14 protein-coding genes are annotated in these 13,192 nt (G+C 43.0%); 4 read left to right on the top strand and 10 right to left on the bottom strand.

Translation table 11 applies throughout. From position 1 onward, the window contains the following. Positions 1-75: 75 nt before the first annotated feature. The 4 genes from Q0081_RS11990 to rpsO all read right to left on the bottom strand — a co-directional run bounded on the left by Q0081_RS11990 (position 76) and on the right by rpsO (position 4,594). A complete protein-coding gene (locus Q0081_RS11990) occupies positions 76-723 on the bottom strand; it encodes an ATP-binding protein (RefSeq protein ID WP_298353311.1) in 648 nt (215 codons plus the stop codon). 254 nt (positions 724-977) lie between these two features. Next, the gene (locus Q0081_RS11985; RefSeq protein WP_013930257.1) at positions 978-1,841 is read right to left on the bottom strand and encodes an RNA polymerase sigma factor RpoD/SigA; all 864 of its coding nucleotides are present in this window, start codon (positions 1,839-1,841) and stop codon (positions 978-980) included. Positions 1,842-1,937: 96 nt separating this feature from the next. Beyond that, complete coding sequence (gene pnp, locus Q0081_RS11980; protein WP_298353299.1) at positions 1,938-4,169, bottom strand: polyribonucleotide nucleotidyltransferase; 2,232 nt, start codon at positions 4,167-4,169, stop codon at positions 1,938-1,940. Between the two features lie 155 nt (positions 4,170-4,324). Next, positions 4,325-4,594, bottom strand: a complete 270-nt coding sequence (rpsO, locus tag Q0081_RS11975; RefSeq protein WP_298353296.1) for a 30S ribosomal protein S15 — start codon at positions 4,592-4,594, stop codon at positions 4,325-4,327. Between the two features lie 416 nt (positions 4,595-5,010). Between rpsO and Q0081_RS11970 the strand changes: the two genes are divergently transcribed. Next, the gene (locus Q0081_RS11970) at positions 5,011-5,646 is read left to right on the top strand and encodes a TetR family transcriptional regulator C-terminal domain-containing protein (protein ID WP_298353293.1); all 636 of its coding nucleotides are present in this window, start codon (positions 5,011-5,013) and stop codon (positions 5,644-5,646) included. Positions 5,647-5,730: 84 nt separating this feature from the next. Next, positions 5,731-7,062, top strand: a complete 1,332-nt coding sequence (locus tag Q0081_RS11965; protein WP_298353290.1) for an AarF/ABC1/UbiB kinase family protein — start codon at positions 5,731-5,733, stop codon at positions 7,060-7,062. A gap of 106 nt (positions 7,063-7,168) precedes the next feature. Here Q0081_RS11965 and Q0081_RS11960 read toward each other — a convergent pair whose 3' ends face one another. The 4 genes from Q0081_RS11960 to Q0081_RS11945 all read right to left on the bottom strand — a co-directional run bounded on the left by Q0081_RS11960 (position 7,169) and on the right by Q0081_RS11945 (position 10,528). Next, positions 7,169-7,972 carry a Spy/CpxP family protein refolding chaperone gene (locus Q0081_RS11960; protein ID WP_298353287.1) on the bottom strand — a complete coding sequence of 268 codons (804 nt, stop codon included), beginning with the start codon at positions 7,970-7,972 and terminating at the stop codon, positions 7,169-7,171. Positions 7,973-7,980: 8 nt separating this feature from the next. Further along, positions 7,981-8,289 carry a hypothetical protein gene (locus Q0081_RS11955; RefSeq protein ID WP_298353284.1) on the bottom strand — a complete coding sequence of 103 codons (309 nt, stop codon included), beginning with the start codon at positions 8,287-8,289 and terminating at the stop codon, positions 7,981-7,983. Positions 8,290-8,333: 44 nt separating this feature from the next. Further along, positions 8,334-8,912 (bottom strand): RNA polymerase sigma factor, encoded by a 579-nt coding sequence (locus Q0081_RS11950; RefSeq protein WP_298353279.1) that lies wholly within the window; start codon positions 8,910-8,912, stop codon positions 8,334-8,336. A gap of 71 nt (positions 8,913-8,983) precedes the next feature. Then, a complete protein-coding gene (locus Q0081_RS11945; protein ID WP_298353276.1) occupies positions 8,984-10,528 on the bottom strand; it encodes a hypothetical protein in 1,545 nt (514 codons plus the stop codon). A 220-nt stretch (positions 10,529-10,748) separates the two neighbouring features. Between Q0081_RS11945 and Q0081_RS11940 the strand changes: the two genes are divergently transcribed. Continuing rightward, positions 10,749-10,904 carry a hypothetical protein gene (locus Q0081_RS11940; RefSeq protein WP_298353273.1) on the top strand — a complete coding sequence of 52 codons (156 nt, stop codon included), beginning with the start codon at positions 10,749-10,751 and terminating at the stop codon, positions 10,902-10,904. Here the strand turns inward: Q0081_RS11940 and pepT are convergent. After that, on the bottom strand, positions 10,901-12,148 hold the full coding sequence (gene pepT / locus Q0081_RS11935) for a peptidase T (protein WP_298353270.1): 1,248 nt from the start codon (positions 12,146-12,148) through the stop codon (positions 10,901-10,903). The genes Q0081_RS11940 and pepT overlap by 4 nt on opposite strands. A gap of 245 nt (positions 12,149-12,393) precedes the next feature. On the opposite strand from pepT, the gene Q0081_RS11930 reads away from it, so the two are divergent. Next, positions 12,394-12,780 (top strand): helix-turn-helix domain-containing protein, encoded by a 387-nt coding sequence (locus Q0081_RS11930; RefSeq protein ID WP_298353267.1) that lies wholly within the window; start codon positions 12,394-12,396, stop codon positions 12,778-12,780. A 70-nt stretch (positions 12,781-12,850) separates the two neighbouring features. On the opposite strand, the gene Q0081_RS11925 is transcribed toward Q0081_RS11930, so the two are convergent. After that, entirely contained in the window at positions 12,851-13,105 is a 255-nt protein-coding gene (locus Q0081_RS11925) for a hypothetical protein (protein WP_298353264.1), read from the bottom strand. Positions 13,106-13,192: the final 87 nt, after the last annotated feature.

The following is a 13,192-nucleotide window of genomic DNA, read 5'->3' as shown; positions in this document are numbered from 1 at the left end:
ATTGAAAATTTTAGCAAATTTTATTTTGTTTCAAGATTTTATAAAACAACAAAATCTGACACAAGAGCAAGTAAATCAACTACTTAGTATGGCTTGAACCACTTTTACTGAGTTTTCAATAAAGTTCTTATAATAGGGTGGCAGCATAAACGCCAAATGACTCGTTTCCAAAATACTCAACCACTCACGGGAAGTTGCGGAGGATATTCCTGCATCAGAAGCCAATTTTTGGTAATTCACCGGTTGCCCAACCCGCCCTGCCGCTAACCGAACAAAGGTCCGAAAAAGCGTGAGATTTTGCACGGCCTGAAGCTCTCGAACGTCTCGCTGCACATAAGTTTCAAAATAATTAGCGTAAAAATCCGAAGGATGCAACCCTCGGTCAAAAATAGGCGGATAAAAACCCGTAAACATTGCCCGTTCCGGAGTAGTCGCCAATAAATCAACGGCTTGTAACTCTCCGAATGAAAAGGGAAACAATCGAAAAATAGCAACTCGACCTGCCAAACTTTGCGTAATGCCTTTCATCAATAGAAAATTCTGCGAGCCCGACAGCACATATTGTCCCATCTGTCGAGATTCATCTACGCGCTGTTGTAAATAGTTGAACAACTTTGGAGCGCGTTGTACTTCATCAAAAATGACCTGCCCAGCATAGGTATCCAAAAAGCGGCGGGGGTCTGAAAGAGCAAAATCCAACTCATCGGGATTCTCTAAAGACACGTAGCGTTAATTGGGCAAAAGTTGACGCAGCAGTGTCGTTTTTCCCGATTGCCTCGGGCCGGTAAGCGATAGTATAGGAAATTTAGTAAGAAGCTCCAACAGACGAGAAGCTAAAGTTCTTGTTATCATTTCCTAAACGGTTTTTATGTAAATCTAAGAATAAAAAATGGATTTACATAAAATCATCAATAAAAACGAAAAAGAGACTGCCCTTTTGAGACAGTCTCTTTCTATTGTTTTGTCATTCCGACGATTTATCCAAGATACGTCTTCAACGCTTTGCTGCGTGAGGTATGACGCAAGCGACGAATGGCTTTTTCTTTGATTTGGCGTACACGTTCGCGAGTCAGGTTGAATTTCTCGCCGATTTCTTCGAGGGTCATGGGGTGTTCTCCATTCAATCCGAAGTACAAGGCAATCACATCAGACTCCCGTTGGGTAAGCGTAGAAAGCGCCCGAGCTACTTCTTTACGAAGCGAATCGTTGATCAGCCCTTGGTCGGGCTTTTCTTCCATGTCGTTTTCGAGAACATCCAACAGACTGTTTTCTTCTCCCTGCACAAACGGTGCATCCATCGAAACGTGACGACCTGAAATTTTGAGTGTGTCAACCACTTCGTTAGCAGAAATATCCAATACTTCGGCTAATTCTTCGGGTGACGGCTCACGCTCGAATTTTTGTTCGAGGTCAGAAAACGTTTTTGATATTTTGTTCAACGAACCTACCCGGTTCAATGGCAGGCGCACGATACGAGATTGTTCTGCCAATGCTTGTAAGATGGATTGACGAATCCACCAAACGGCATAAGAAATGAATTTAAAACCACGGGTTTCGTCAAAGCGTTGAGCTGCTTTGATGAGTCCTAAATTTCCTTCATTGATAAGGTCGCCGAGCGAAAGCCCTTGGTTTTGGTATTGTTTAGCAACGGATACCACAAAACGAAGGTTAGCTTTGGTCAATCTTTCCAAGGCTTGTTGATCGCCTTCCCGAATTCGCTGCGCCAAAGTTACTTCCTCGTCGGGTGTTAGCAAGTCCACCTTACCAATTTCCTGCAAATACTTGTCAAGAGATTGGCTTTCACGGTTGGTTATCTGCTTACTGATTTTAAGCTGTCTCATTTATCTTTACTTTGGTGCTTTCTTTGTGTATAACGAAAAAAGCGAATCAAAAGTTGATTGTTATTTTTTATTTAAGTTAAAAAACCTAAAATATACTTATCGGGGTCTTCGACTGTCATCCCGACGGCGATCGCCACCCCTATCTCCGCCACGATCATTACGGTCGCCACGGTCTTCACGAGGCGGTCTTTCTACAAATCCTTCTGGTTTAGGCAACAATACTTTACGTGAAAGTCTAAACTTACCCGTCTTTTTATCGTGCTCAACCAGCTTCACCTGTACCTCTTCACCTACCTGCAAAACACCGTCCATGCTTTCGAGACGTTCCCATGAAATCTCGGAAATGTGCAAAAGTCCATCTTTGCCCGGCATGAATTCAACAAAAGCACCAAAAGGTTGGATTGTCTTTACAATTCCCGGGTAAACGTCTCCCACTTCAGGAATCGCGACGATGCCTTTGATACGTTTTACGGCAATGTTCATGCTGTCTGCGTTTGCAGAGAAGATGCTCACATACCCCATGTTATCGCGCTCTTCAATGGTCACCGTTGCACCGGATACGCGTTGAATTTCCTGAACCACTTTACCACCTGGCCCGATTACGCCACCAATTTGGTCTTGCGCAATCTGAATCACTACCGCACGCGGTGCCTGAGGTTTGAGTTCTTCCCTTACTTCGGTAATGGCTTTCTTCATTTCCCCCAAAATATGCAAACGACCCCGACGCGCCTGATCCAAGGCTTCAGCCAGCACTTCGTACGAAAGTCCATTTACTTTAAGGTCCATTTGGCAAGCGGTAATTCCTTTTTCGGTACCAGTTACCTTAAAATCCATGTCACCCAAGTGATCTTCATCCCCTAAGATGTCAGACAATACGGCGTATTTTCCTGCCTCGTCAGTAATCAATCCCATCGCAATGCCTGCAACGGGCGCTTTGATCTTAATCCCTGCATCCATCAGTGCCAATGTACCTGCGCACACCGTAGCCATGGAAGAGGAACCGTTTGATTCCAAAATATCCGATACAATACGAATTGTGTAAGGGTTTTCGTCATCGGGAGGCAACACTTTTTTCAAAGAACGGTGCGCCAAATTCCCGTGTCCTACTTCACGACGACCAACTCCACGATTCGGTTTTACCTCACCCGTCGAGAAGCCGGGGAAGTTATAGTGCAACATGAAGCGACTATACCCATAATACATGGTAGTATCAATGATTTGTTCGTCCATCTTCGTTCCCAACGTCACCGTAGTGAGTGATTGAGTTTCACCACGGGTAAACAAAGCCGAGCCGTGCGGTGCAGGTAAGAAATCTACCTCGCACATGATCGGACGAATTTGGTCAAGAGCACGTCCGTCCAAGCGGCTACGCTCATCCAATACTAAACGACGCGATGCTTCCCACTCAAAATCGTGGTAGTAACGCTTGATAAGCCCTACTTTTGCGTCGTAGGTATCTGGGTTTGCTGCTTTATATTCCGCCAAAAATTCGGTAATTACCGCCTTAAAGCCATCTTTACGAACTTGCTTGTTGGCGCTGCCTACCCGCGCTACGGCGTAAATTTTATCGTAGCAAGCTTCGCGTACCTGCTGACGAAGTTCTTCGTCGTGTACAATGTATTCAAAAGCACGTTTTTCAGTTTTGCCTGCTTCTGCTTCAAATTCTTTTTGAGCTGCACACTGCAATTTAATGACTTCGTGCGCCAGTTTAATGGCCTCAATCATCTCTTCTTCAGAGGCTTCGCTCATTTCACCTTCCACCATGCAAATGTCTTTTTCAGACGCCGCAACGATGAGGTCAAGTGTAGCTAATTTGAGTTGTGAAGTGGGAGGATTGATGATGTATTCACCGTTGATTTTAGCTACCCGAACTTCAGAAATGGGTCCGTTGAAAGGGATATCCGTAATCATCAATGCCGATGAAGCTGCCAAAGCCGCTAATGCATCCGGCAAGACTTCAGCATCTGCCGAAATCAAAAATACGTTTACTTGAGTATCCGCGTAAAAATCGTCGGGAAACATGGGGCGTAAAGCACGGTCAACCAAACGGCTCACCAGTACTTCGTGGTCAGAAAGCCGCCCTTCGCGTTTCTGAAAGCTTCCGGGAATACGTCCGGCAGAAGCAAATTTTTCTTGGTAATCAACCGAAAGTGGCAAAAAATCAGTGCCAGGTCTTGCTTCGGGATTAGAAACAACCGTTGCCAACAACATGGTGTTACCCATACGCACTACTACTGCGCCGTTGGCTTGTCTGGCTAATTTGCCTGTTTCGATTGTAATGATACGACCATCGGGGAGGGTGATGGTTTTCGTGATGATGTTAAACATGAAAGAAGAATTAAAAAACCGCTTTGTACCTGCTCTTCCGCTAATGACACAGGCTCTTTTTATAAAACCGCAAAAAAAAATAATTTACTTACTGAGAGAAGAAAAATGACAAACAGGGAATCCCAAGACTTGGAATTCCCTGTTTAAGTATCGCTTTACTTTCTGATATTCAGTTCCGCGATGATGGCACGATAACGACTGATATCATTCTTTTGGAGATAATTCAGCAATCTTCTGCGCTTTCCTACCAGTTTCAAAAGACCAAGACGAGTAGCACTGTCATGTTTGTGCAACTTCAAGTGCTCGGTTAGGTAGTTGATACGGTGGGTAAATAAAGCGATTTGTGATTCAGATGAACCGGTATCGCTTTCCGACTTGCCATATTTTTTGAACAAGTCTTTTTTTACTTCCGATGTTAAATACATGATTGTAACCTCAGATTAAAATGTGAAAGATATAATTGAAAAACGGCTGCAAAAGTACGACTTTTTTTCTGCAAAAGCTACTCATATTGGTCAAAAAATTAGATTTTTCTACTTTTCACCGCACTTTAAAGCAAATTTATTTTGATTTTCGGTCATTGAAGAGACGTTGGCCTTAAATTCAGGGACAGCAGCTTCAGTACAACGTTCTTTTAGGATTCAAACTAAGTCCGTTAAAAATGGCAGACAGTCATAAATTCGACTATTTCTCCAAACCTTTTTTCAGCATAGTTCGTTGTGTTTATGTTCTGTTATTCTGTAAATAAGGTGTTTTAACATTTCATGGGTGATTGACGGAAACACTGAATGAGACCTATAACGAATAACAGTTCAACTGATAACAGATAATTCATTGACTAATGGAAAAAATCGAGAAAATCCGAAAAACATACGTCGAATACGTCCTCGACAATGGCAAAGCTCCTGCCTCTTTCTACTCTTTTGCCAAAAAACTCAAAATGGCTGAGGCAGAATTGTACGAGTTTTATACCTCGTTTGAGGCCATAGAAATGGATTTATGGGTATCATTTTTCCAACAGGCACGCACGACTGCCGAAAATGACCCAACTTACTTAGGTTACTCGGTTCGCGAAAAGCTGCTGGCGTTTTATTACACTTGGGCAGAAGTTTTGAAATCCAACCGCAGTTTTGTGACGTACAGTTACCGCAAATTACCCCAACCGATAGCTGCCAAAAATCCACAGGAAATCCGCCCTTTCAAAGAGGCATTTCTCACATTTGCCCACGATTTATTGTATGAAGGCCGGGAAAGTCAGGAAATCATTCCGCGTCCTTATGTATCTAATCGTTATCCGGATGCTCTTTGGATCAACACACTGTACATTCTGGATTTTTGGGTAAAAGACACCAGTCGCAATTTTGAATTGACCGACACAGCCATCGAAAAAACAGTCAACACAGGCTTCGACCTTATGGGTCGATCAATCGTAGATACCGTGTTTGACTTAGCAAAATTTGTGTATCAAAATAAATAAGTAGTGAGTAACAGGTATAGAGTATTGAGAAAGGATTACTGCTCACTACTCTATACTGATTACTCCATACTTTACGTCTGATAAATGAAATCTCAAGATAAAATCCCCACCTCCAAAGTAGCCCGCGCTACTCAGTTTTTGAAAACAGGTGCCAAAATTGGCGGTAATTACCTGAAATACAACGTCAAAAAGATCATTGACCCCAGCACAACGCGCGACGAGCTTCACCAAGACAACGCCACGGATGTGTATGAGTCATTGAGTGAATTGAAAGGTTCGGCACTCAAAGTTGCTCAAATGTTGAGCATGGACCGAAGCGTATTGCCCCGTGCTTACGTGGACAAATTTCAAATGTCTCAATATTCGGCCCCGCCGTTATCCGGGCCATTGGTAGTGAAGACGTTTCGGGGGTATTTCGGCAAAGCACCGCACGAATTATACGACAAATTTGACATCAATGCGGCTAATGCGGCTTCTATCGGACAAGTGCACGAAGCGTGGAAAGACGGAAAACACTTGGCCGTAAAAGTGCAATACCCCGGCGTAGCTGAAAGTATCAGTTCGGACCTCAAAATGGTAAAACCCATGGCCGTAACGCTGTTTGGACTCAACGAAAAAGACGTAGAACGCTACACCGAAGAAGTGGAAACCAAACTTCTGGAAGAAACCGATTATGACCTTGAACTGCGTCGTTCGATTGAAATCTCAGAGGCTTGCAAGCACATCGAAGACCTGATTTTTCCAAAATACTACCCGGAGCTTTCTTCCAAACGTATTCTAACTATGGATTGGTTGGAAGGAATGCACTTAAAGGATTTTTTACTCACCAATCCTTCGCAGGAGGTTCGTAATCAAATCGGGCAATTGCTTTGGGATTTTTATGACCACCAAGTGCATCACCTGCGCCAAGTTCATGCCGACCCGCACCCGGGCAATTTCCTGATGCGCAGCGATGGAACAATGGGAGTAATTGATTTTGGCTGTGTGAAAGTCATTCCCGATTATTTCTACGAAAATTATTTTACACTCATCAATCCCGATACGATTGACGACGAAGCTTTGATTGAAAAGATTTTCTATAACCTGGAATTCTTAGTGAAAGAAGATGCCCCGCGCGAAAAAGCCCTCTTTTCTGATTTATTCAGACAGATGATTCTGATGCTTGGAAAACCGTTTGCCGTAGATGAATTTGATTTTGGTGACCATACCTACTTTGACTCGGTCTATGCCTTTGCGGATAAATTGGCCAAAGTCGAAGAAATTCGAAATTCAAAAGTAGCACGCGGTTCTAAAGATGGTCTTTACATCAACCGTACTTATTTCGGCTTGTATTCTATCCTTAACGAACTGGGTGCGAAGGTTCACACGACCCGTCCGGATTGGTTACGGAGTCGGAAAGTCCTGCAATCAGCTTAGTTTCTGAAAAGTTTCCGTGAGTACACGGGCAATAGCGAACAAATAAAAATCTCGGTGTGCAGAAAGGAGAAAACAATTCCCTGCATACCGAGATTTTATTTTTTGTTTAATAGCTTCTCTTAATAGAATCTACTGGAGGAGGATTCTCGCGCGGCGGGTTGCGATGTGGTGGCGGGCCTCCGCGTGGCGGGCCATCAGGTGGAGGCATTCCCCTTCTCGGCGGCGGTCCATCAAAAGGCTGCGGTCCATCGTGGGGGGGGCCGTTATGCGGTGGCGGACCGTCATGAGTAGGTCTTTGTTCTGGGGGAAAGTCTCCCTGTCGATGAGAATCAGGATGTTGCCGAGTTCTTTGTGACTGCAAATTCCCTTTTGGTTTGGAGCCTTCCTGCGGCAGGCGTTCCTGTGACGGTCCGCTATGTTGAGGTGGACCTGCTCCTCGCGGTGGTCTTCCCCTGCCTTCTGCACTGGCGGCCAAGCGTTCTAACATTTCGTCAATGACTTCATCGAATTTTTGCTGCTGTGCAGGAGTACATAGTTGACGTACTTCTCTAAAATGTTGAAAGGTAATTTTGTCAACCCGCGCCATTTTTTTAGCAATATCAGCAGTTACTCTTTCAACATCAGATTCGGACATTGGTTTTCCCAATTGCTCAAAAAACTGCCTTTTCATCTGTCTGACACTATCTCGAATGGCTTGGGTTTTCTTGTGATGGTCCTCTCTCAGTAAACGGAATTGCTCTTTTTGTTCTTTAGTAAAATTCAACTTCTTTTCTAAAAAACTCGCGGGATTCCCTCCTTCACGAGGGCGATTTTGGGGTGAAAACCAAATCCAACCCAGCAACCCGAGGTTGAACACTAACAACCCCAAAATCACGAGCCATACGTATCGGTTTTGGAAGAAATTGTTCATAATCTTGATTAATTTGTATCTAAGCTGCTGACGGAATTCAATCCATACTCATTGGCAAAACTGTCTACAGTAGATGTATTTTTAGTGGGGGTGTGGGTAAGCGTGTAAATCGTCGCAAAATTCAGTAATAAAACCAACCCCAGTGCTGCATACACATAGATTGGTCGCCATTGCCATCCCGTTTTTTTTACAAACTTTTGTTCCATCCGAGCCTGTAGACGGGTATAAAAAAATGGATTCGGCTCGGCCGGTTGGATGCCTTCCAGCGATTGAAGCGTCCGTTCAATCGCTTCCTCATTGTTGTAGTGCTTTTCCATAGTCTCTTCGTTTTTATGGTTTTATGATTGCCGATGCTGTTATTTCAATTGACTTCTTTTGCGTAATAGTCTTTTAACAAGGTCCTTAAATTGGATTTGGCTCTAAACAAAAGAGATTCAACTGACGACAGAGACAACTGCATCACTTCCGTAATTTCATGATAGCTCAGTCCTTCGACATGATGGAGCGTAAAGGCTATTTTCTGATTATCAGCGAGTTTTCCAATGGCTTTGAACAAAATCGTGCTCCTTTCTCTGTTTTCGAGTACAACACCGGGATGAACAAAATCAACAGGGTGATGTATTACTTCGTCATTTTCCCCAAATAAACTGCTCAAAAAACCTCCCCATCGTTTTTGCGTTTTTCTCTTCCTATACGCTTCCAAGGCTTTAGTGGTTGCAATTCGATACACCCAAGAACTGACTTTGGCATCGCCTCTAAACTTCTCAATGGATTCATACACCTCCATAAATACCTCCTGCGCCACATCCTCAGCCTCTTCAGGATTCTGAACAATGGCCAATACGGTGTTATATACCTTAGTTTGATAGGTATTAACTAAATACTTAAACGCCGATTCTTGGCGTGCCTGTAAGCCTTGAAGAAGCTGCTTTTCTTCCAAACGGTTTCCGATTTAAAGGTTTAGATGTAAGTCCTGAAAAAAACTTGCGGCAAAAGAAGAAAAAATAAAAATTAATGTCGCAGGCACTCAAAAATGGGATAAGGTTCTCCTACCAAAGATAGTAATCCTAACTCCCCTACCGTACGAAAGATGGTAACAGAGGCCACATTCGTTGTAGCCAGATATTCTAAAACGCCATTCAACCATGTAGCTCCGAATTCTGTTTTTTGACGACCGTCAGCCTGTCTATCAATGGGTACTGAAAAATTCGCAGCATTGGTTGCGTAAGGGTTAGCGCGTTGGCGAAGAGTAATAAAAGATACGTGAACGGGTTTTTGGTACAATTTTTCGGCACTTTCCACTTGATAACGCAGTGTTTCCGTATTTTCAATGAGCGACAAATCGTCGAAGGCGTGTACTTGCGGATGATAGGAGAAAGTGATAAAATCGGTGTCCCCTGCCTCAAAACGATTACGATTGAGTTCGGTAAAATTATAGTTGGTCCCTATGCCGATTTTTACATTCGGAAGTTGGGATTTCAAATGAGGAATTTGATCGATCAATTCCTGCGGAGTGGTCAAACTATGGTTTGAAAACAAAAGCAGGTTGACTATTCTGAATCTATTTTGCTGACATACCCCTATAAAATCGGCCAGTTGTTTTTCATATTCATTGTCTAACGACAACGCAATTTCTAATGGCAGATTCAGCAAAGCTGCATTTTCACAATGATTGGAGAAATCTGTAATCCAATTGTCTAAAGAAGGATTTAAGTCGATTCGGTAATGGCTCAAATTCAATGATTTCAGCAAATCTATGGCCTTTTCAGGCAGGGTTTCAGTTTCTACGGATGCGGCAATGCCCAACGCAAACGACTTTGGCTCTTTACTTTCAACCTTCCCTTTATCAGAAATAAGAGTCGTTGCGGAAGCAGAAAGCACACTCAACATAACCCGCTGCCAAACGCTATCTCCTTTATAAAGTTGAACGGGAAACGGTAGCGACAAAGGCGTGCAAAACGTTTTGTAAGAGGCATCGCCCCAGTTACGCTGGTCTTCCGTTTGAAAAATATCTCCCTCAAAATCAAGCTGATACACTCCCCCGCTGGCTGTCTGCCAGCGCATTGCACGGATATTCAGGAAAGGATCATTGGCAGCAATATATCGAGGAAAGTATGTTTCCGTGTCGGAGTCGGCATCGTGAATGATGGTTATGGGTTGCGTAGCGACTCCTTCTATGGGATGAAGAATACAAAAACCGGCTCGATTTCGGCGAACGTCCTGCACTGCTTTTCCCTGAATTTCGAACGTTATTTTTCCATCTCTGTCCCCCGTAATCTTTACTCTCCACTCAAAAATCGCTTCCGCGCCGTCGTGGTTTGTATCCTCACCAAACACCTCCTGATGCTCAATTATATTCAAACAAGTATAGGAAATAGAAAAATGATTTTCGTAACTCTCAATTACTTCATTTTCAATTCTCCGATCAAGCGTCCCCCAATTATGGTCGCGCAGGGCAAAATAAATCATCCGAATTACTTCCGTATCGTTTTGTTTTATTTGACGTAGAAAGCCTTTTTCGTAGAAGATATGTAGGGAGCCTGCTTGTAAATACATAGCAATTATTTATCTTAAATTAACATTTTAATTATCAAAAAATTGCCATTTTAGGTTAAAATAGCCTATAGTTTTTTCAAGAACTTACTGTACTCACTCAACAACTTTTACCCTTTATTGGCATTTCTATTTTCAAAAATTGCACTATTCCAATTCACTATTTGGCCAATGATTATATTATTCCGAACTTTGCACTACATTCATCAACTTAAATAAGACCATGAACACGATTAAATTTGAATATATAACAGCTAATTTTAAAGTTATTTCTGGAAAAAACCTTTTCCGACGTTTTGTCGCCTTTATACTTCATCATCAAACCGCCTTTGAAACCATTGCCCGCACGGGACAGCCCTTCGGAGGAAAGGTATTTTAACTCTTTTCTTCCCAGACTTGAGACAGGTTCACAATGACTTCGACGGCTTTTAGCATGTCTTGAACCGACACCCATTCAAGTTTGGAATGAAAGGCGTGTTCCCCGGCGAAAATATTAGGACACGGCAACCCCATAAACGATAAACGGGAACCATCGGTGCCGCCCCGAATACTGCGGCGCAAAGGCGTTAATCCGCTACGTTGGATAGCCTCCATAGCATATTCGCTTACCCGAGGAAATTGGATAAGTACTTCTTTCATGTTTCGATACTGCTCAATTACCTCAAAATCAGCGCGTGAATTAGGGTGATTTTCGAGGACCTTATTCAAAATGCTTCGTAAATAATCCTCTTTTTTGTGCAAACCAGATTCTGAGAAATCACGAATAATGAATCCAAGCGTCACTTTTTCCAAAATCCCTTCAATGCTTGTAGGGTGAATAAACCCTTCCATCTCTTCGGTGGTTTCGGGCGAAAGTGAGTCTTTGGGTAAGGCAGCCACTACATCGGCGGCAATTTTAATGGCATTTTCGAGTTTCCCTTTGGCAAAACCCGGATGCGTGCTTACGCCGTAAATCGTGATTTTGACGCCATCAGCACTGAATGTTTCGTCTTCGAGAGTTCCCAGGCTCTCGCCGTCAATGGTATAACCAAAATCAGCGCCTAATTTTTCCAAGTCCACTTTGGCCGTTCCTCGTCCGATTTCTTCGTCAGGAGTAAAAAGGATTTTGATGGTTCCGTGTTTGATTTCAGAATGATTTATCAAATAATACACAGCATCCATGATTTCGGCCACGCCGGCTTTATTATCGGCTCCCAACAGAGTCGTCCCGCTTGCCGTTACGATGTCATTACCGATTTGAGCCTGTAAATCAGAATGTTCGCTTACGCTTAACACCTGCGAAGTATCTTCGGGCAAAACAATGTCAGAGCCGTCCCAATTGGTGTGCACTATCGGTTTTACTCCTTTTCCCGAACAATCAGGCGATGTATCCACGTGGGAACAAAAGCAGATGACGGGCACATTCAACTTATTGGTATTGGCCGGAAGGGTCGCATATACGTAGCCATGCTCATCCAAATGCGTATTCATAACCCCCATTTCAAAAAGTTCAGTCACCAATAATCGACTCAAATCTTTCTGCTTTTCGGTAGAAGGCTGCGTGGTCGAATTGGGATCCGATTGTGTATCAATTTGAACATAGCGTAGAAAGCGGTCAAGAACAGTAGTCGAAGCAAGTGACATAAACAAGGATAAGTTAGTGAATAAAAAAACCGTTCAGCAAGATGCTAAACGGTTCCCAATTTACCAAACCTCAAACGTCATTGAGTGAATGGACAAAAATCTCTGTAACGTTATTTTGCTGAAATAGGCTCTTTTTTATAGCGTAACAGAGTAAAGGTATATATCTTTGCTATAGATAAGTAATTGCTATACCAAAATATACCACTATACTTTGGTATAGCAACAAACCTCATCCACAACAAATTATGCCAGCAAAACACGAAAGAAACAAATGCGCAGAGCATGCCTTACCCATTCAGGATTGTTTGGATGTAATCAGCGGCAAATGGAAATTGCCCATTCTCGGTTCATTAATGGAAGGAAAAAAACGCTTTAAGGAACTGGAAAGAGCCATTCCCCACATCACCCCACGGATGTTATCCAAGGAACTGAGAGCCTTGGAAATGAACCAATTAGTAAAGCGAACGGTCTATGACACGGTAATGGTTGAATATGAAATGGCTCCGTATGGGCATTCATTACGAAAAGTGCTCAATGAAATGAATGAATGGGGCACTCAGCACCGAAAGCGTATTATGACTACAGAACCAATTGTAGAGGAGGTTGCAGAAATGGTAGAAAGCTGCGTTTAGCTTTTAATGACTGGAAACGACATGAGCCGACAAACTACTTTGCCGGCTCATGGGCAAGTACCTTTGAATTTTATTTTACTTTTTTCAAATCTTTCAGGCTGACCGTTCCGCCCGGATAGGTGAAATTCAGATTTTTGAGGCTGTTGCTTTGCAACTGCTGCGCACCCGACACCATGCCGCCCGACTGCCACTGCCCCATTCCGCCTAATTCTCTGATATTGAACTGAACCTGTCGCCCACCGGAAACTTTGAGGCCTTCTAACAAGGTGCGTACGGTTTCTTCACTTACCTGATATTTTGAAGCAATTTCTTTGATCTTTTTCATTTTTAATGATTTTGTTCATTACCTTAAAATTCATCTAAAACCCTACAAATGGCATCTTAGATAAATAGTTCGATAAAAAACCATGCC

This window comes from Runella sp. (assembly GCF_027484545.1).
Taxonomy (GTDB): domain Bacteria; phylum Bacteroidota; class Bacteroidia; order Cytophagales; family Spirosomataceae; genus Runella.
This window is presented reverse-complemented; position numbering and strand designations above follow the sequence as displayed.